The sequence below is a fragment of the Gracilibacillus phocaeensis genome (genome assembly GCF_900626275.1).
GTDB classification, from domain to species: Bacteria; Bacillota; Bacilli; order Bacillales; family Amphibacillaceae; genus Gracilibacillus; species Gracilibacillus timonensis.
In genome coordinates this window covers 638,542-657,861 of record NZ_LR131143.1, presented here as the reverse complement: position 1 = coordinate 657,861, position 19,320 = coordinate 638,542, and the positions used below count along the sequence as shown (strand labels likewise).

Below are 19,320 nucleotides of genomic sequence, written 5' to 3'. Positions count from 1 at the left end.
GGTGGGAAGCATAATGACAAAACCGACAGTAAACTTGAGTGAGTATAATCAAGAATGGAAAATCCAATTTGCTGAGGAGAGAAAGCTTATTGTAACTGCTTTGGGGAATCGAGTGAAAGGAATTGAACATATTGGAAGCACAGCTATAAAAGGACTAAAGGCCAAGCCAATCATTGACATAATGGTAGCGGTAGAGGATGTAAATATCGTATCTACTTTGATTGCCCCGTTAAAAGAAATAGAATATCAGTATGTTCCAAAAGCCGAATTAATCGATAGAAGGTTCTTTAGGAAAGAAGCAAGGGGGCAAGGGACTTGTCATTTACATCTTTGTGAAATGGATCGTAAAGAATGGAATGAAAAATTATTATTTCGTGATTATCTTAGGGAACATCCAGATGCTGCGGAAAAGTATGCTTCACTGAAAAGTCAACTTGCTGTTGCGTATAAATATGATAGACCCATGTACACACAACAAAAGGAACCATTCATTAAGGAAGTAATTGAAAAAGCAAAAAACGAAATGTCGCAAACTCTCGCTGTTCCCAGGTGAAAAGGGTGGTTGAATGACTCAGAATACCGATCCACAGCGAGTGACGGTTTGATTAGGCAGGGTGATAATCCCAGATTGCTGATATCTCTCAAACAGTTCACTAAATGCTTCCACAAAAAAGGGAAAGTCTTTGTTCGCCTTGTTTAGTGCATAAGAAGCAGATAAATGTCTTCCGATAAAGCTTGTTTTATCATAAGTGAGTGGAAAGCTGTAAGTGTGCAGCTGATATTTTCCATTGTTGAAAAAATCCTGATAAATGTCTGAAGACTCCTCTATGCCATTGGAAAAACCGCGAAAATCAGGGCAATATTTTGTATAAATAGTGATGGTATCTTGAATGATCGGTGCTTCTAGGACACGGCTGTTGGAAATAAGCAGGACCTTTCCAGATGGCTTTAAGATGCGATGACATTCTTTTCTGAACGCTGTTGTGTGAAACCAGTGAAAGGCTTGAGCAACCGTAATTAAATCAACGCTGCTGGCTGATAAGGTAGTTTGCTCTGCTGTCCCGTCAATAGAAGTAAACAAGTTCTTGTTTTGCAGCTGCTGTTCGGCGATATGACGCATTTCCTTATTTGGTTCTACAGCCAATACGTGAAGGTTTACATCTAACATTTTTTTGGCGAAATTACCGGTGCCAGAACCAATGTCAGCAATGCGAGAGTCCTTCTTCAGGTGATGTTCTGTTATCATATCCAGAATAAGTTGATCAGGATAACTAGGGCGATATTTCGAATAGGTCATTGCTTTTCCATTAAATTTATGCGTATTATTCATTTTCATATGCACCGCCATTCTCTATAATAGATGGTACAACCAACAAAGAAATTTGCAGGTTAAGGTTATTCTATCATGGACGGTTGTATTTTAATGAGAATTAGCTTTTTTGTTCTAAAAAATACTTAAAAGGAAATATTTGAGGTTGATAGGAGGAAAGGTAGTATGAAACATGTGTTAGTTGCTGGGGCTACAGGGTATTTAGGAAGATATGTGGTAAAAGAGCTAAAGAAGCAAGGGTTTTATACCAAGGTATTAGTGAGAGATCCGGACAAGTTGGACCAAATCGGGAATGCTTTTGCTCCTTCGATTGCCGAAGATGTAGATGAAGTTGTCATCGGCGATATCACCAAGCCGGAAACAGTAACAAATATATGTGATCATATTGATTATGTTTTCTCAACCGTTGGCATGACAAGAGAGAGAAATGGCCTTACTTTTCATGATGTGGATTACCAAGGGAATCTGAATTTGTTGAAAGAGGCAGAGCGCAGTCATGCTGCCAAATTTATCTATGTACACGTGTATCGTACGGATGATTGGAAGGAACCGGGACCTTTAATTGAAGCGAAAGAAAAATTCGTGGAGGTTTTAACAGCGTCAAGTATCGATCATATGATCATTAGACCGACTGGCTATTTTTCAGATATAGCTTCATTGTTGGGGATGGCGCAAAATGGCAGAGTGTTCTTGATTGGGGATGGAAGAGCAAGGATGAATCCAATCCATGGGGAAGATTTAGCCCAATACTGTATCCGATCTTTTGCTAAATCAAATCAAACCCTTGATGTCGGTGGACCTGAGACCTTTAGTTATCAGCAAATGGCTCAGCTCGCTTTTGATTTGCTGAACAAAAGGAAGCGTGCGACACGTATTCCAACGGCCCTTTTTAACCTGATTTCCAAGCTGTTGAAGTGGTCTGGCAATCACAATTATGGTTTATTCCGTTTCTTTTTTAATGTGATGACCCATGATTTGACGGCACCAAGTTATGGTGATCATCGGATTCGTGCTTTTTTTAAAGAGATGATGGAGGAAGAGCATAATGAAATCACACGATAGTATAGTGGAGGCTGTCTGTTTGTCAGAAATTAGCACCCATCTGGAGAATGATGGGTGCTTTCTTATGTCTATTGTCTTACAACTGGAATCCACATTTCCCCATATACCCTGCCATTTTTCTGTCCCATTTCCACGGTTGCATTGGGGCCGCCGACATAGGCCACCTCTTTTGCTTCTGGAAGAGCTTGACCAAAGGCAATGCCGGTTAATGTCTCGCGCAATGCTTCTGGTGTCTCCTCTTCTGCCCTCACAATAAGGTATTCCCTTTGTGGAAATTGGATGACTCTTGTCGCTTCCGGTAAGGTTTCCGCTGTCATCACCCCGGCATAATGCATCATCTTGTTATTGACCGCTTCATTCACAGCGAAAATATAATCATTTGCTGCAAGGGATTTTAAGCTGTCAAGTCTGCCATCCTGTTGGACCGCCTCCCAAAAATCTGATTTTTCTTTGGTGAGACCGGCTTGATCTGTATAACTACTCTTCATCTCCGTTCCGAAGCCTAACACAACAAAGCTGTCTTTTGTTTCTAGGGTGTAGTTTGTCATAGTGAACACCATCCTTTTCTATAATAGTACCAAATGATGCCAGGGAACCTCACCTCCCCGCAGGTGATAGTCTTGCTTTACCTTTTCATTTGATACATTTATACTAACTTTAAATCATGTCAAAAAATGACACTGTTTAAGTATAATTTAGGAGGTTTTTATGAAAAAGGTGGAGCGAATTAATATTATCATGCGATATATCAATAATCGTTCTCGTTTTACGATCTCGGAGATTATGCAGGAATTTAATATCTCTCGTTCGACAGCCATAAGGGATATTAAAGAAATGGAGGCGATGGGGATGCCGCTTGTCGCTGAGGTTGGGAGAGATGGAGGTTATTTTGTCATGAATAACGCTGTTCTACCCGCCATTCGTTTCACTGCTACAGAGATTAAAGCCCTTTTTGTTGCCTTTATGGCTACCAGGAATCAGCAGCTTCCATTTTTGAAGAGTCGTCAGTCTTTAGCAGAAAAATTGCTCGGTCTTATCCCCGAAAATCAACAGGATGACCTGGTGTTTTTGAATCAAATCTTGCTTTTTGAAGGTACCAATCCGCACAATCCCGATTTGCTTGATCTGTCCGATCTGCCCCATCCCATGTTGGAGCAGTTGATCCAAACCTTGTTGTTAGATCGCTATTTATCAATGGAGGTTCTGGAAGATGGAAAAAGCAAGTCTTATCCCATCTACCTGCTCCATCTTTATCGTGAAAAAAGTCTTTGGCTGATTGAAGGTTTTCATTTGGAAGAAGAAAAGATACAGCTGATTCCAGTCGATCATCTTATCGATGTAAAAACCTACGCTGTACAAAAACGAATGAGTGAAAAACAACTGTTAGAAAAAAAGAAACAGCAACAAGAGGTGGATAATCTTGTCCTTGAATTGGGACCAAAGGCCATTGTTCAATTTAAGAAGTACCACCCATTAACGGTTTCGCTATCTTATACGAATCCATATCAAACGACTGCTATACTACAAACGTTTGTGGATTTGAATCACAAAGAAGCATTACAGGAGATGATAAATTGGCTGCTTTTTCTGGGAGAGGATGTCGAAATCAAACAGATGCCAGAGCAGATGTTTACGGGAATACAAGAGAGAGTAGACATGTGGAGCAATGAGTAGAGGATGTTCAAGAGCTCCTGTCTCTTACGTTTTTCACAAGCAAGTAGTTCCTTATCATTGTGATGTATCATGACAACAAGCAGCAAATAATCCCGTTTTAAATTAGTTAGAGAATTCAATGACTGAAATCGTTGTTTAAGACAGTGTCAAACGCCCAAGTACGGGACAATGGGCGCTAACCATCTCGCTTTATTTTTTAAATGGTGAGTAGGATAACTTCCTCCACAAGTACTCGAGCGGTCCAGTACCTATATACTTCACAAAAAGTTCAGCAGCGCCCATCATCACTATGGTTAGGAGGATCCAAAGTAGTATGACAACATAAGCAGAAGACAAGGGAGCCATACTGAGTCCCCAGCCGTAAAAGATAATAGATGCCAGGATGTTTTGTAAGATATAACAACTTAATGCCGTTTTTCCGATGGATTCAAATCGCTTGATTAGCCAAGGAGCCCATGCTTTTTGCAGTACCCAAGCGAATAAGCCAATATAGCCTAATGCCAAAATCGGAGCAAATACATAGCGAGATGCAATATCGAAAAATCCGCCAGGAACTAATGTCAGTAAATTTAATGGTATTCCTATCCCGAGACCGTATATCATTAATTTTTTTCTAATGCGTTGTGCCTTGTCATTATTTGAAAAAGCGCCGGCACGAAAAAGACGAATGCCTAAAATATATAAGGTTATATTCATAAAGATGATCAGAATCGCTTCTATTCTCAACCCCCAAAAGTCATTCATTCTAAATTGTATTTGCTGCCAGTAACTTTGGTTAGCGTATAATTGTGTTGTTTCATGAGACATTCTTGTCATTTCAGATAGAAATACTTCGTCTTTTATTAAGAAGACCCATCCGATAGAAACTAGTATGATTCCCGTAAAATGAATTATTGCTGATACGATCATTGATCGCTTGATTATCTCTTCACGGTAGCGAATGATGAATGCAACGATCATTCCTGTTAGGGCATAACTCATTAATATGTCGTATTCAAATACGAAAATAAAATGTAATAACCCATCTAAAAGTAATAAAAGCATCGTCCAAAGATACATACGAATCCACGGCAGGCCTTCTCTCATAGCTTTACGGTATTTTAATTCCAGACCAATCCCAAACAGGATGGTCAATAAGCTTAAAAACTTGCCATTAACAAATACGGATAGGAAAGCTGTTAGGAAAGAGGCGAAGCTTTCCCACCAATTCTCATTTGAAAAAACACCCATAATATTTCCAGGTTGAGCAAATAACCAAATATTCGTTCCTAAAGTGCCAATAATAGCAAAACCTCTTAATACATCTAATAACCTTATCCGATTCTGCTTCATGGCATATACTCCTTTTGCTTTTCTAAATAGGTTCTATATTCGATCTTTTTAGTTCAACTGAGTTAAAAAAGATTTTATCATAGCGTTTAGTAGTGCGCAACCTTTTTCTGCTCATGCGAGTGATAAAATTTATTTTTTCTTATTTCTCTGTTATAATCGTCCTATGCCAAAAATAGTTGATCATCACAAACGTCGGGAATTGATAGCAAAATCTACATGGGACATTATCTCTCAAAAGGGAATTGAACAGGCGACGACACGAAGAATAGCAGAAGAAACGGGGATCTCTCAATCTGCTCTTAGGTATTATTTTCCTACACGCAAAGAATTGCTTACTTTTGCGATGGATTTATTAAAGGATAAGGTGGAGAGCCGGCTGAAAATAATATGGGAGAAGGATATTCCTGTTTTAGAGAAGGTGGTTCAACTGCTTATGGAGATAACCCCTTATAGTGAAATTTCAAGAAAGGAAATGGAAGTTTGGTTTGCTTTTATTACACATTGTCGGAAAGAGGAGGGGTTTGACCTTAGTTACGATGATGTTATCAAAGTTATTGAACTAGCTTTAACGATGCTAGAAGAGAATGATTTATTGAGACAAGAGGTTTCAAGAGATATGGAATTAGAGAAATTGTATAGTGTGATCGATGGGTTAGCTATCCACGCCTTGTTTCATCCAGAGCGCTATAGCCCGTCCTATATCCGAAGCATTATTGAAAACCATCTTATGTCAATGGTTGACATAGATGAACAATGATCTGTAAATGATAAGACTGTTTTCTTTAATGTTTTATTTTTTCGAAAGATTTGCTAAAATAATATTACATCGAAATGAAAGGGTGTTCATGCCAATGATCAAATAATGCTATTCTGTGTGAAAATGGAGTTGTCTTATTTTCTTCTGGATAGGATTATGTGATTTTTTGGCATCTTGGTATAAGGATGGCCGTTTTATTAGTCATGTAGATTTCTCCTATCCCACTAGATTAGGAGTTTTTTGTGTCTAAAAGGAGGACATGTATGAATATTACATTGAACAATGGTGAGAATCTCTATTATGAGAAGAGGGAAGGTGGAGAACATGTTATTTTGTTAATCCACGGAAATATGGCCTCTTCTGCTCAATGGGATTTATTAATGGAGCAATTGGATCCAGCATTTACCGTCTATGCAGTGGATTTACGAGGATATGGAGAATCGTCTTATCATCAGCCGGTCCATTCGATCCGTGACTTTTCTGAAGATGTGAAACAATTGGTGGATCAGCTGGCTTTGCAGAATTTTATGTTGATAGGATGGTCAAATGGTGGCGGTGTGGCTATGCAGTTTGCTGCAAATTATCCAGAGTATATCCACAAAATGATTTTACTCTCTTCCATCTCTACAAGAGGATTCCCAGCTATGGACATCGACGGTAAAAGAATTCAATCACGAGATCAACTAGCGGCTGATCCGGGTTTTAATAGGATGTTGGAAGCACAGCAAATGAAAAATGTTGATTTTTTCAGAACTGCGATGGACCAAGTGCTATATTCCGCTAATGCTCCATCGGAAGAGCGTTATCAGAAGTATTTAACAAGTGCAACGCAGCAACGAAATATGTTAGATGCAGCCTATGCAGCAAATAAGTTTAATATCAGTATGGTTAATGGTACTGGTGAAGTAAGACATATCTCCGTCCCTGTTCTTGTACTATGGGGAGAACGGGATCGTATTACAACTAACGAGATGACCATGGAAATCATCGAGGATTTCCAGCATGCTGCCATCGATTTTGTTTATAGCCCCATTCACGCGGGTCACGCCTTACTAGTGGATAATATAACCGTCGTTCTTGAAGAAATATACAGATTTTCAGAAGTGAAATAAAATTATTTTTTGTCATCGTCTGATGCTATGATCCGCATCAGACGTTTTTAATATGCTAGAAAAGCATAGAATATGAGGTAATAAGACATGGAAGGGTAATGAACCGGGGTGTTGATAAGATAGGTTACGTGAAGTAGCCAATCTGTTTATCCATGTGTTAAAGTCGATTGTTTGTCCGTGCTAGATAGCGCAGATAAAACGATCAAGCTCACCACTCGGTAAAGAGGATCTACTTAACACATCCCTCCTTATAGGTAGTCAGCATTTTCTTTTGACGATATAAGTTGAATGAAACCATTTCTCATTAATCGGATAGGTGCTCTTGATCCATTCACACGAATGGATCAAACGAGGTATTATCAGAAAATAATGCAAGCAAAGACTTGCTTGTCACACGTTTTTTCTTAATATATATTGACCTTTTAGGTAAAAGAAGATAAACTAATATTGACCTAATAGGAAAATGTATAAAGGTGGTTACGATGGAACTAAAAATTTTGAAGCTGGAACCCGAAAGAAGGGATCCTATTTTAAACGCTGCATTAAAGGAATTCGCTGCAAAAGGTTTTCGGCGTGCCTCAACAAATATCATTGCAAAAGAGGCGGGTATTTCAAAGGGGTTAATGTTTCACTATGTAAATAGCAAACAGGATCTTTTTTTATTTTTGTATGATTATTGTACGAAGCTGATTGATGAAGAATATCTAGATGTAATGAATTTTTATCAATCTGATATTCTTGAAAAACTGCGACATTCCTATCTTCTTCAGCTCGATTTGATCCAAAAGTATCCTTGGATTTTTGAATTTATTCAAATTTCTTCTGAAGTGGAGTCAGATGAGGTAAATAGAGAACTGGAAAAGAGGGTGAGTGAAAAATTATCCTGGTGTCAGGAAACCATGTTTGAATCGATTGATATATCTAAATTTAAAGAGGGCTTGGATGTTGAAAAATGTAAACAGCTTATTCTTTGGTCCAATATTGGCTTTACCAATCAAATAATTGAGGGGATTAGGGATACGAACGCCGCTACGTTAGATTATGACCAGATTATTGCGGAGCTGAATGGGTATCTGAATGAACTCAGGAAAGTTTTTTATAAATGATCTCCTATTGTTAGGGCGTTAACCGTTCGTAAGCCCCACTTTAAGATGCCAGCAGATCAAAGGAGATAAGTGACGGAAACGGACGCTAAACATCAGCGGAGGTGTGAGCTAAACAAAAATAAGTGATTGGAGGTGTTGATATGATAATAAAAGATCACAAAAAGGAATACCAAAGCAGCCAGTCTCAAGACAGTGAACATTTATTTAAAAACCTTTACAATGTGGATGGAACTTCTTTGTTTTTATACAAGTCTGGTTCTGGTGGTCCGACTGTTGTATTTTTGCCTGCTGCGGGTATGGTGGGGCTTGATTATCTAAATATCCACCACTGTATCAGTAAGCATACAACTTCTGTCATCTACGACCGATCTGGAACGGGTTGGAGTAGTCAGGTGAAGCTGCCTAGAAGTGCGGAAGAGGTTACAGATGAATTGCGGAGTCTGTTGCATACAGCAGATGTACCAGCTCCTTATCTGTTCGTCGGTCATTCATTGGGAGGAATATACGCCCGTCGATATGCTCAACGGTTTCCAAGCGAGGTAGCTGGAACGCTTTTGTTAGAACCGGCTCATGAAGACTTCCATACTTATGCGCCAAAGTTAAAGAAACGTTACCTGCTCTCGCAAAGTTTTACGGTAATTCGGGCGCTGCTAACCTATAAACAATCTTTTCGTAGTATATATGAGCAAATGTTTTCCATGTGGCCAGATTCAATACGCGAACCATTGATTGAATATCACCTCAGAAACCTTTTGAACATGTATACGGAAAAGAATAATTTGAATAACCAACTTTATCCCGAGGTCCGTACAGGAGGAGATATGCCGGATATTCCGTTGATTGTATTTACAGCGATGGGAGTTGACTCTATCACATCTTTGCTGACAAGTCCATCATTTCTGCGAGAGATAACAGAGCCATTCAATCAAATGAAAGCCACCATTTATCATAATTTAGCCAATTCCGTTCCAAATGGAGAACATCGAATACTGGAAAATGCCGGCCATGCCACGATTCATATCGACTGTCCGAATGAAGTAGTGGAAGCTATCTTGCATGTACTTGATTTAAGCAAGACACATAATGAAATAGATAATGGAGTAAAAAGAAAGACAAACGTGCTCAAAAATAATAAACCATTTCCGTTAAATGAAGATGACTTTCGCGACCCAGAAAGCGAGGGATGAAATGAATCGTCCATCATTAATAAAAAAATTTGATAAGCAGGCAGCAAAGTACGATAAGCGACGAGACAGTGATCCATTATATAAGTTTCGTCAACGAATTTTTCCAGAAGCAAGAGGGAAGGTGTTAGAGGTTGCTATTGGTTCAGGACTTAATTTTCCCTGTTACCGTAGTGATATTGAATTAATTGGGTTAGATTTTAGTCAAGAAATGTTGAAAAAGGCAGAGCGTGCCGCAAAAGATTATCCTTTTTCAACGACTTTGCTCCAAAAAGATGTCGAAACCATGGTATTTGATGAGAATAGCTTTGACACGATTATATCTTCTACTAGCTTGTACGCCTATCAAAAGCCTGTCGATGTGCTCAACAGTTTTCAAAAGTGGTGTAAGCCAGAAGGAAAAATACTGCTGTTGGAACATGGCATTTGTACCAACAAGTTTTGGGCAGGGATGCAAAAAATGATTGATCCATTGGCCGTAAGGGTTGTGGGGTGTCATCAGAACAGAAATATTTCGGCTATGATAAAGCAATCGGAACTGAAATTGATGAGAGAAGAGCGTTATTTGTCCGGTTTGTTGTACATGATATGGGCGAAAAAAGGTAGTCAAAAAGACAGCAATTGAGAAGAAATACTACAGGGATAACCATGATAATATAAAAGAAGTCCAACATAAAGGAGGAAAAAGAATGACAGCAAAAGTTATCCCTTATCTCATGATGGATGGCAATGCGCAAGAAGCCATTCAGTTTTATGAAGAAACCTTAGAGGCCCAAGTTGTCACGAACATATCATACGAGGAAGTACCAGATCTTCCCTCTGACGAATTGAAACATCTAGTGGCACATGCGAAGTTGAGAATTGGTGCTTCGGAGCTGATGATTTCCGATAGCCCAAGTACGTTGCCTGTTGTACAGGGCAATCAAGTCACGATTTGTATTTCAACAAAGGATGTCTCACAGTCTAGAAGATTTTTCGAAGCTTTAGAAAAGGAAGGTAAAGTGAAGATGCCTTTCCAAGAAACTTCATTTAGTGCTGCTTGTGGGAGCTTAATAGATAAATTTGGTGTTACTTTTCTTATTGATACGGAAAGGGAAGGTTGATATAAACAAAGGGTGCAGATCCGAGAGGATAGCACCCTTTGTTGGTCCAAATGATATAATTGGAATGAATGCCTCTCTCATAGATTAGGTTATAAATGTAAACAAAAAAGATGAAGTCGACATTAGATTTAAACAAATAGATATTAAAAACACGGGAAAATATGTTATTATTTTTTAGTGAACAAACAACGTTCATCATTAACGAAGGAGCATATCTGTATGAGCAAAATCGCTAATCGCCTCATTTTGCTGGGGATCGGTTTGAATATGGTCCAATGGATCGCTATATTCATCCTATTCCAAAAAATCCTGGCTCAATTTGATGGGTACACCATTCTTAATCCGAATGTGACGAATGGTACGATGACGTCTTTCTCTTTTATCGATTGGTTACAGTCGATGATTTATTCTGGTGTTCCGTTTAACTACATTGTTTTTGCTGCCATTGTAGCTTGTTTATTGTATCTTATACCTACGGCTGTTTTTATTATTCTGGAGATTATAGCCTATTTTGTAATCAGGAAAAACCCCCAATCGGCCTGGTGTATGTTTATCTTAGCAATGGGCTATAAGAATATAGTTTTCGATCTGTCCGGTGTACCTTTTCTGATGGCAGGTTTAATGATGTATAAGCGAAAGTAGATAAAAGCATCCAAATTTCAACACTTATAAACAACGTATATTGGGTATACGCTGTTTATAAGTGTTTTTGTGTGTCATTTTTTAAAAATAAAAAAGTATAGAATTCTGAGTATGATAGGATGTGGACCGATTTTGATCTTGAACGAATGGTGGTACCGATAAGATAGATGATGTTAAGTAGCCAAACCATTTATTCCATGTAGTAAAGTTGATTGTTTGTCAGTGCTAGACAGCGCTCCGGAAATAGGTTCCGCTTTCCGCGAGCTTGGCTCAGCCTCCTCGTCAGCAAAAACCGCTTCCTGCGGGGTCTTCACACTGCGCTATTCTCGCAGGAGTCTCCACCTATTTCCTCCGCTGGGTAGTAGCACTACAATCGAATGGCTGCGAAGATGAAGTGTTCTAGACACTATATTTCTGCCAATAAGCAAACCGCATAACCTTTTTCTGAGAACGGTTTGATCCTACGTTATGATTTTATATTTGTACCACATGATCCATTACGTAGACGAAGAATCAGCTGACGATTTTCTCCTTTTGGCTCAACAGTGTCTAGGTACCTAGAATGCTTCATCCTTGCAGTGATAACCATTGTTGTACGCCAATCTAGCGGAGGGAATATGCGGAGACTCCTGTGGGACCAGGACGAGCTGAAGATCCACTTGTAAAAGTGCTCTTCTTTTGCAAGTTAGCTGAAGCCGGCCCCACGGAAAGCGCAGCATATTCCCGGAGCGCTCGCCTAGCATAAAAAAAACGGGCAAACTCACCACTAAAGAAAGCAAACTACTTTACATCATCCATCTTATCGGCAGTTCAGTGGCTACTTTTAGTTATTCGTAAAGGACCGGACGAATTTTGCCCAGTTTTTCTTATGAGCTAGTACAAAAAAATGACCACTGCAACGGTCACATATCAGTGAAACGTTTTCGCTAATTGGCGTTACAATAAAAATAACAAGGAGGGGTGGCTGTGAGTTCCCAAGATCGTGAACAAAAACTGTTACTGTTTCTTTCCAAAAATCAAGATTACGTAACTTCTGAGGATCTAACCGAGATACTGCATGCTTCACAAAAAACAGTATATCGTTTAATCAAGAAAATAAACGATGAATACGAGGATAGTCCACTTATTTTATCGGAAAAAGGGAGAGGGTACAAGCTAGATTACGAAAAATTTATTAACTATCAAAAAAGTCATAAGCTCGATAAAGAAAACGGCTTTTCTCCTCACGAAAGACGGAAACGTATTATGGAGGAATTATTGCTGTCTTCGCCTAAACCGATCAATATCTATCACTTATTTAGCAGCTATTTTGTTGGAGACTCGGTTATTTTTAACGATGAACAGATCATGGGGGAAGAGTTAAAAAAGTATGACCTGGTTTTAGAGCGGAAAAACCGCACACTAGCTATCTTAGGAGAAGAGATAAATATTAGGAAGGCGATCAAAGACATCATTGAAATATTCAACATCATTGATATTGATGATTTAAAAAGCAATACAGAACTGAATTTCAATAAATATGATGTCCTGTTTATATTGGATCAATTACGACATATTGAAAAAGACTTGGATATCACGATTCCCTATCCATACAATGTAAACATTTTCTCGCATCTTTATATACTGTTAAGCCGTTCAAGGAAAATCTCTGCCGCCCTCTTTACCGATACCATTTCTAATGAAGAAATGACAAATATGAAAAGGGACTCTGCATTATATCAAGTGGCAAAAGTAGTTGTGAATAATATAGAAAAATATTTGCATAGTTCATTGCCAGATATCGAGGTTTATTTTCTTTATCAGTATTTGGTTTCATCGAGGATGCAGGGTTCTTTTGCAAAGTCAAATACTTTTTCATCCGAAGTGATCCAGGTGACGAAAGTGTATATTGAAGAAATGAGTAGTAAGTTAGGAATCGATATAGAAAACCAGTCTATTTTTATGGATCTTGCTACCCATATTAAACCAATGCTAAATCGATTAGAGCACAAAATTCGCATAAAAAACAGCTTATTAAGTCAAATTAAGATCACGTATGAAGATATATTTATGGGTGTAGCCAATGTATCTAAATTGGTAAGTGAAACATTCAACTTGCCGGTGATAAACGACGATGAAAATGGCTTTATCACCCTCTATTTTGCAAAAATCATAGAAACAAACCAACATCAACGACCGATCAAAACATTGATTATGTGTACAACTGGGGTAGGAACTTCCGAGCTTCTCAGGGCAAAAATATCAAAAAAATTTCCCGAATTAGAAATTGTTGATGTGATTGCTACCCGAAATATGCGGATGATTCAAGAGAAATATCCCGATGTGGAATTGATTCTGAGTACGGTTCAGATAGAAGAGCAAATGCCGATTCATTTTTTATTAGTGAGTGCGATGTTTACCGTTGATGATCAGAAGAGACTTCAGCGCAAGATAGAGGAGGTTTATCATGGACAGTAAGTTATCCTATCACGTTTATTTCCATTGTGAATTAGCGACAAAAGAAGAGGTACATGCCTTTATTTCTGAGATGGTAAGCCCGAATGACGCTTCTCAGCAAGATAAAATCGTTCAACGGCTGAATAAAAGAGAGCAAGCAGGCAGCACCCTAATCGCGGAACATGTGATGCTGCCTCATATTGAAAGCAGTCAAATCAAGCAAAGTCAAATTATTTTTATCCGTTTAGCCGATCCGATCCTGTCATGGGATGATCAGGCGCAAGATATTCGCTTATTGATTGTGATTTTATTAAAGGAAAATGAGTCAGAGCAAACCAAGAAACAGATTTCTCTATTTACCAGAACATTGGCAGATGAGGAGTATTTAAATGGATTGTTGGAGGCACAGGAAAAAGAAACATTTGAACAAAAAATCATAAAAATCTAGGAGGAATTAGTTATGAAAATTGTAGGAGTAGCAGCGTGTACCGTAGGAATTGCCCACACATACATTGCACAGGAAAAATTGGAGAATGCCGCAAAAAAAGCGGGACATGAGATTGCGATGGAAACACAAGGGACGATTGGAACAGAGAATGATTTAACGGAAGAGCAAATCAAGGAAGCTGATATTGTTATTTTAGCGATCGATGTAAAAATATCGGACCGGGAACGTTTTGAAGGCAAACGCATTATCGAAGTCCCAACCGAAATCGCGGTTAAGTCACCTAATAAATTGATTCAAAAAGCGGAAGAAGTTCTCAACCAGAATAAATAACGTGCAAAACGAGGGGAGAGATACAGCATGGAAATAAGTAACATTATAGATTTAGAAACAATCACAACCGATTTGCAAGCAAAAAATAAAGAGGAGGCATTATCAGAGTTAGCTGAACTATTATTGCAAAATGGCTATATTAGTGAGATCGATGGCTTTATGAAGGATATTTATGCCCGTGAGGCAGAGGGACAGACTGGAATTGGTAATTACATTGCGATCCCTCATGGAAAAAGTGATTTCGTTAATAAAATTGGGGTTGCCATCGGGATTATGGACGAAGAAATCCCGTGGGAAACACTAGATGGAAATGGCGTAAAAGGCATTATCCTTTTTGCAGTAGGTAATGATAATGAGGGCGCGCAAAATCATTTGAAATTATTATCCTTGTTTGCAAGAAAATTAGGCAATGATGAAGTCGTAGAGCAATTGTTACAGTCGAAAAATGAAGAAGAGGTAAAAGCGGCTTTTGTTCAATAAAGAAATAAGGAAACAAAATAAACGAGAACGTGTCTAGAGGAGGGAAAAATAATGAAATTTTTAAAAGAGTTAAACCTGAAGGGTCATTTATTGACGGCGATTTCCTATCTCATTCCAATTGTCTGTGGTGCTGGTTTTCTTATTGCGATTGGAATGGGCTTTGGCGGTGAAAGTCAAGATATCTTAACCCAAGGTGAGTTTTCTTTTTGGGATGCATTGGCTACCATGGGTGGCGCTGGTTTAGGTTTATTACCAGTTGTGATATCGACAGGTATTTCTTATTCGATTGCAGGGAAACCAGGGATTGCTCCAGGTTTTATTATTGGTTTAACAGCGAATGCTATTGAGGCTGGGTTCATCGGTGGTATTTTAGGTGGTTTCATTTCAGGTTATCTTGCCGTAGCTGTGTTGAAATATTTGAAAATTCCTCAGTGGGCGAAAGGTTTAATGCCAACCTTAATTATTCCATTTTTCACTTCCATTATTGGTGGGTTAATCATGGTTTACATTATTGGTTCTCCTATTGCAGCCCTTACTTCACTATTAACCGATGCATTAAACAGTTTAGGGTCTTCTTCCTTATTAGTATTTGGTGGAGTAGTTGGTTTATTAAGTGGTGTGGACTTTGGCGGTCCGATTAATAAGACGGTATTTGCCTTTGTTTTAACCATGCAAGCAGAAGGTATCAACGGACCAATTACGGCATTACAACTCGTCAATACGGCAACACCAGTTGCCTTTGGTTTAGCCTATTTCATCGCGAAATTGTTTGGGAAAAACATTTACAATACGATGGAAAGAGAGACATTAAAATCAGCAGTGCCGATGGGTGTTATTAATATTGTGGAAGGTGTTATCCCTATCGTCATGAATGATATTATTCGCTGTGTAGTGGCCGTAGCTATTGGTGGCGCTGCCGGTGGTGCCGTATCCATGGTATTAGGCGCAGATGCGACCGTACCGTTTGGTGGGGTATTGATGTTACCGACGATGACGAATCCATGGACAGGCGTAGCAGCACTTGTCGTCAATATTATAGTAACAGGACTAGCTTTGGCCTTAATCAAGAAGCATAAGGAACCAGAACAAATGGATGAGCAAACCGAAGCAGAAGAGGACGATATTGATTTAGATGACATTAAGATTTATTAAATAGGAATGAACACGGCTAGCCTGGCATGTCTAGGCAGTCGATGGGCCGGACACAATATATTTTAAATAGAAGGAGAGTCAATCGAGTCATGAAAAAAGTAGAATTCTCCCCATCCTTGATGACGATGGACTTGGATAAATTTAAGGAACAGATTACGTTTTTAAACGATCATGTCGATTCTTATCATATTGATATTATGGATGGACATTATGTTCCGAATATTACCTTATCCCCATGGTTTATCGAGGAAGTACGGAAAATAAGTGATTTACCTATGTCTGTTCACCTGATGGTAACGGAGCCAAGTTTTTGGGTGCAGCAATTAGTGGATATGAAGTGTGAATGGATTTGCATACATGCCGAGGTGCTGGATGGTTTGGCGTTTCGTTTGATTGATCAGATCCATGATGCAGGTCTCAAAGCGGGAGTTGTCTTAAATCCTGAAACACCGATTGAAACGATATTCCCTTATATTGATTTAGTCGATAAAATCACGATTATGACCGTTGATCCAGGCTTCGCAGGCCAGCGTTTTATTGATGGCACCCTGGATAAGATTGTCGAATTAAGAGAACTACGCGAAGAAAAAGGTTACCAATACGTTATTGAAATGGACGGATCATCTAATCGAAAATCATTCAAGAAAATCGACGCAGCCGGTCCCGATATTTATATCGTAGGTCGTAGCGGGTTATTTGGATTAGATGAAGACATCGAGAAATCATGGGAAATCATGAAGAAAGATTATAAGGATATGACTGGGAAAGAAATAACGTAACATGGAAAGAGGCCGATACGGGGATCTCATCGCAGGTTGTCTGAAGGCCTCTTTTCTTGTAAGATGAGTTTATTGCAGTATGTTGGATTCTCTCTTTAAGAGTAGCTAAGGCATGAAGATTTTATAGATTAAACAGCTAATAATGGCCACATGGTTCAACTAACATTGAAAACCCCTATTGAACAAAGTTTCACTTGATCTGACTGCTTTTAACTGGAGGTATGGATACACATGAAAATAGATTCCAAGACGTCTGCCATTTTTTTTGATTTAGATGATACGTTATATGATTTAATGGCACCATTTACAAGCGCATTGCAAAAAGAACTGCCTCATGTAGCGAACGCACTTGGCAGTGATGTAGACCGTTTCTTTTCGGCTACTCGGCATTATATTGACGGGCTGTGGAAAGCGTATCTCAGAGGAGAAAAGGCGCTCGAAGCAATCAGAATCGAGAGATATCAACTAGCTGCCCGGGATTTTCAGTTAATGATTTCCACGGATGAAGGCCAGCGTTTGCAAGAGCAATATGAGGTGGAACAAGGGAACATTTCCCTTCCAGCTGTTGTAGAAGCATTTTTAGGTGAATTGAGTGATAAGCAAATTTGCAAGGGGCTCATCACTAATGGGACCACAGCAGGTCAAAAAAGTAAGATAGCAACATTGCAATTAGATCGGTATTTTGCGACGGATCGCATGTTTATCTCCGATGAAATTGGTCGGGCTAAGCCGAATGCCGATATTTTTGATTTTGTGTATGAACAAAGTCAATTGAACGATTATCAGTGTTATTATATCGGTGACTCTTGGAATCTGGATGTGGAAGGGGCCCTGCCTACGAATTGGCATCCGATTTGGTTTAACCATCGTAAACGAGAACCGCATCGTCAAACGGAAGGGTACACGGAGATTACGAGTCTTGAGCAATTGACAATTGTGTAACAGGAGGATTAGATGCATTATTATTCTTATCAAGCGCCCGTGGTGAAGAGTTCGACGAAAAGCTGCGAGATTTTTGATGAAAAGGGGGAGCAGATCGGGAGTATCCAACGATATTTCTCCTCCCCACTACACCGAGTGATTGATTCTCTGGTTGGGAAAAACAATTTAATGGTGAGAGTAAAGGCGTTCGATTCACATGAAAAAATCAAAGTTGACGGTTATGTAAAGATTGCCTGGATAAAGAAACCGGACTATTACATCCATGTATTTGATGGAGATCGACCAACCTTAAGCTTCCATGCAAAACAGACCAATCATACAACGGTAAATGCCGAATTTTCTATTGAAAACGAGCAATGCAAAATCACGACGCAAACGGATATGTTTGATTGGGTTCGTTTTTATGAAGGGAATCAAGAGATAGCTAAATGGCATGCTCGGATAAGTGAAAAATTCAAAACGCATATGGAAATGAATGAGAATGCCTCCATTCAAGATCCGTTGTTCTACGCTGTATTAGGACATATGCTATATTTTATTGGTTACTAAATAGCTGGTGACCATTTTTTTGCGGGCCTGTTATCATGGTTCTTTGTTTTTTCTTGACAACGAAGTGTCAAGTACGTTACGGTTTGGGACAAGTTTACTATACAATCGTAAATCAAAAAAGGGTTGGGGGATTTTTTTATGCCAAAACGAATGTTTCTTTTATGTTTTATCGTGCTGTTGACAGGAATGATAGCTGTCGCTTGTGGCAATCAAGAAGATGAGAGCGGTTCGCAAGGGGATGGAGAAGAGGCTGCTTCCTCTCAAGAAGATGAAAGCGATGAGAATAATCAAGCGGATGAATCCAATGAAGATGACACACAGAATGATAACGAAGTGGATTCTTTGTCAGATGCGAGTCAAGGTTCCAATGGTCAAAATGATAGCGGGACGGACGCTTCATCAGAAGAAAATCAAGGTGCAGATGATGACGACAATGCCTCAGCTAGTACTTCCAATAGTAACTCTTCTTCCAATAGCAATGAGTTACCTGCGACTATTGAAATCAATGAACAAGTTCAGCATGAGGATGGTATTACGCTTACGCTGGAGCAAATCGCCTTTGAAGAAGATCATATTACCGTAGATTTCAATGCCGAAAATCAGTCTGGTTTTGATCAGACGTTAGCGAGTGCAGGCAGGGCTAAAGGTTCTAATTTAGGTGGTATCACGTTACAGGATGATACCGGGTATGACTATCGTTACGTTGCCGATGACGATTCTGATCGTATCCAGCTTGAGGATCAGGAAAAAGTAACGGGAACGATTAGTTTTGCAGGAAGAATTCAAGAGGATGCCCAATCATTGACGTTAATATTTAATCCTAATAATGTAGAACCTCAGTTTGATTTTGAAGATATTGAGATAGAATGGTAGGAACTACAGGTGGAGAGGAGTACCCTCAT

General features: G+C 39.1%; 22 protein-coding genes. 19 read left to right on the top strand and 3 right to left on the bottom strand.

Annotated elements, in window-relative coordinates:
- Nucleotides 1-13: 13 nt before the first annotated feature.
- Nucleotides 14-553: a GrpB family protein gene (locus E0E32_RS07625; protein WP_130859450.1), complete on the top strand. Its 540-nt coding sequence runs from the start codon at nucleotides 14-16 to the stop codon at nucleotides 551-553.
- An 18-nt stretch (nucleotides 554-571) separates the two neighbouring features.
- Here E0E32_RS07625 and E0E32_RS07620 read toward each other — a convergent pair whose 3' ends face one another.
- On the bottom strand, nucleotides 572-1,348 hold the full coding sequence (locus E0E32_RS07620; RefSeq protein WP_130859449.1) for a class I SAM-dependent methyltransferase: 777 nt from the start codon (nucleotides 1,346-1,348) through the stop codon (nucleotides 572-574).
- 147 nt (nucleotides 1,349-1,495) lie between these two features.
- Here E0E32_RS07620 and E0E32_RS07615 point away from each other — a divergent pair, with 147 nt between their 5' ends.
- Entirely contained in the window at nucleotides 1,496-2,392 is an 897-nt protein-coding gene (locus E0E32_RS07615) for an SDR family oxidoreductase (protein WP_130859448.1), read from the top strand.
- Nucleotides 2,393-2,460: 68 nt separating this feature from the next.
- Here the strand turns inward: E0E32_RS07615 and E0E32_RS07610 are convergent, their stop codons facing one another.
- On the bottom strand, nucleotides 2,461-2,940 hold the full coding sequence (locus E0E32_RS07610) for a GyrI-like domain-containing protein (RefSeq protein ID WP_130859447.1): 480 nt from the start codon (nucleotides 2,938-2,940) through the stop codon (nucleotides 2,461-2,463).
- Between the two features lie 160 nt (nucleotides 2,941-3,100).
- On the opposite strand from E0E32_RS07610, the gene E0E32_RS07605 reads away from it, so the two are divergent.
- Nucleotides 3,101-4,066 carry a helix-turn-helix transcriptional regulator gene (locus E0E32_RS07605; protein ID WP_130859446.1) on the top strand — a complete coding sequence of 322 codons (966 nt, stop codon included), beginning with the start codon at nucleotides 3,101-3,103 and terminating at the stop codon, nucleotides 4,064-4,066.
- A gap of 189 nt (nucleotides 4,067-4,255) precedes the next feature.
- On the opposite strand, the gene E0E32_RS07600 is transcribed toward E0E32_RS07605, so the two are convergent.
- Nucleotides 4,256-5,398, bottom strand: a complete 1,143-nt coding sequence (locus E0E32_RS07600; protein ID WP_130859445.1) for a DUF418 domain-containing protein — start codon at nucleotides 5,396-5,398, stop codon at nucleotides 4,256-4,258.
- A gap of 163 nt (nucleotides 5,399-5,561) precedes the next feature.
- Between E0E32_RS07600 and E0E32_RS07595 the strand changes: the two genes are divergently transcribed.
- From E0E32_RS07595 to E0E32_RS07520, 16 genes are all read left to right on the top strand, one after another.
- Complete coding sequence (locus E0E32_RS07595; RefSeq protein WP_066188753.1) at nucleotides 5,562-6,155, top strand: TetR/AcrR family transcriptional regulator; 594 nt, start codon at nucleotides 5,562-5,564, stop codon at nucleotides 6,153-6,155.
- A 263-nt stretch (nucleotides 6,156-6,418) separates the two neighbouring features.
- Nucleotides 6,419-7,267 (top strand): intracellular short-chain-length polyhydroxyalkanoate depolymerase, encoded by an 849-nt coding sequence (gene phaZ, locus E0E32_RS07590; RefSeq protein WP_130859444.1) that lies wholly within the window; start codon nucleotides 6,419-6,421, stop codon nucleotides 7,265-7,267.
- A gap of 482 nt (nucleotides 7,268-7,749) precedes the next feature.
- Nucleotides 7,750-8,373 carry a TetR/AcrR family transcriptional regulator gene (locus E0E32_RS07585; protein ID WP_130859443.1) on the top strand — a complete coding sequence of 208 codons (624 nt, stop codon included), beginning with the start codon at nucleotides 7,750-7,752 and terminating at the stop codon, nucleotides 8,371-8,373.
- 140 nt (nucleotides 8,374-8,513) lie between these two features.
- Complete coding sequence (locus E0E32_RS07580; RefSeq protein ID WP_130859442.1) at nucleotides 8,514-9,560, top strand: alpha/beta fold hydrolase; 1,047 nt, start codon at nucleotides 8,514-8,516, stop codon at nucleotides 9,558-9,560.
- Nucleotide 9,561: 1 nt separating this feature from the next.
- The gene (locus tag E0E32_RS07575; RefSeq protein ID WP_130859441.1) at nucleotides 9,562-10,182 is read left to right on the top strand and encodes a class I SAM-dependent methyltransferase; all 621 of its coding nucleotides are present in this window, start codon (nucleotides 9,562-9,564) and stop codon (nucleotides 10,180-10,182) included.
- 64 nt (nucleotides 10,183-10,246) lie between these two features.
- Nucleotides 10,247-10,660 (top strand): VOC family protein, encoded by a 414-nt coding sequence (locus tag E0E32_RS07570; protein WP_130859440.1) that lies wholly within the window; start codon nucleotides 10,247-10,249, stop codon nucleotides 10,658-10,660.
- Nucleotides 10,661-10,879: 219 nt separating this feature from the next.
- Nucleotides 10,880-11,302 (top strand): hypothetical protein, encoded by a 423-nt coding sequence (locus E0E32_RS07565; protein WP_130859439.1) that lies wholly within the window; start codon nucleotides 10,880-10,882, stop codon nucleotides 11,300-11,302.
- A gap of 966 nt (nucleotides 11,303-12,268) precedes the next feature.
- Complete coding sequence (locus E0E32_RS07560) at nucleotides 12,269-13,759, top strand: BglG family transcription antiterminator (RefSeq protein WP_207302274.1); 1,491 nt, start codon at nucleotides 12,269-12,271, stop codon at nucleotides 13,757-13,759.
- A complete protein-coding gene (locus E0E32_RS07555) occupies nucleotides 13,749-14,186 on the top strand; it encodes a PTS sugar transporter subunit IIA (RefSeq protein WP_130859437.1) in 438 nt (145 codons plus the stop codon). The genes E0E32_RS07560 and E0E32_RS07555 overlap by 11 nt, the downstream gene beginning before the upstream one ends.
- Before the next feature lie 12 nt (nucleotides 14,187-14,198).
- The gene (locus E0E32_RS07550) at nucleotides 14,199-14,516 is read left to right on the top strand and encodes a PTS fructose transporter subunit IIB (protein ID WP_066188729.1); all 318 of its coding nucleotides are present in this window, start codon (nucleotides 14,199-14,201) and stop codon (nucleotides 14,514-14,516) included.
- A gap of 27 nt (nucleotides 14,517-14,543) precedes the next feature.
- Nucleotides 14,544-14,996: a PTS sugar transporter subunit IIA gene (locus tag E0E32_RS07545; RefSeq protein WP_130859436.1), complete on the top strand. Its 453-nt coding sequence runs from the start codon at nucleotides 14,544-14,546 to the stop codon at nucleotides 14,994-14,996.
- A gap of 51 nt (nucleotides 14,997-15,047) precedes the next feature.
- Complete coding sequence (locus E0E32_RS07540; protein ID WP_066188723.1) at nucleotides 15,048-16,148, top strand: PTS fructose transporter subunit IIC; 1,101 nt, start codon at nucleotides 15,048-15,050, stop codon at nucleotides 16,146-16,148.
- Between the two features lie 89 nt (nucleotides 16,149-16,237).
- Nucleotides 16,238-16,927, top strand: a complete 690-nt coding sequence (gene alsE, locus E0E32_RS07535; RefSeq protein ID WP_130859435.1) for a D-allulose 6-phosphate 3-epimerase — start codon at nucleotides 16,238-16,240, stop codon at nucleotides 16,925-16,927.
- 231 nt (nucleotides 16,928-17,158) lie between these two features.
- The gene (locus tag E0E32_RS07530; protein ID WP_130859434.1) at nucleotides 17,159-17,869 is read left to right on the top strand and encodes an HAD family hydrolase; all 711 of its coding nucleotides are present in this window, start codon (nucleotides 17,159-17,161) and stop codon (nucleotides 17,867-17,869) included.
- A 12-nt stretch (nucleotides 17,870-17,881) separates the two neighbouring features.
- Nucleotides 17,882-18,418, top strand: coding sequence for a tubby C-terminal domain-like protein (locus tag E0E32_RS07525; protein WP_130859433.1), 537 nt, complete (start codon nucleotides 17,882-17,884; stop codon nucleotides 18,416-18,418).
- 138 nt (nucleotides 18,419-18,556) lie between these two features.
- Complete coding sequence (locus E0E32_RS07520) at nucleotides 18,557-19,291, top strand: hypothetical protein (protein WP_130859432.1); 735 nt, start codon at nucleotides 18,557-18,559, stop codon at nucleotides 19,289-19,291.
- The last annotated feature ends 29 nt before the right edge of the window (nucleotides 19,292-19,320 follow it).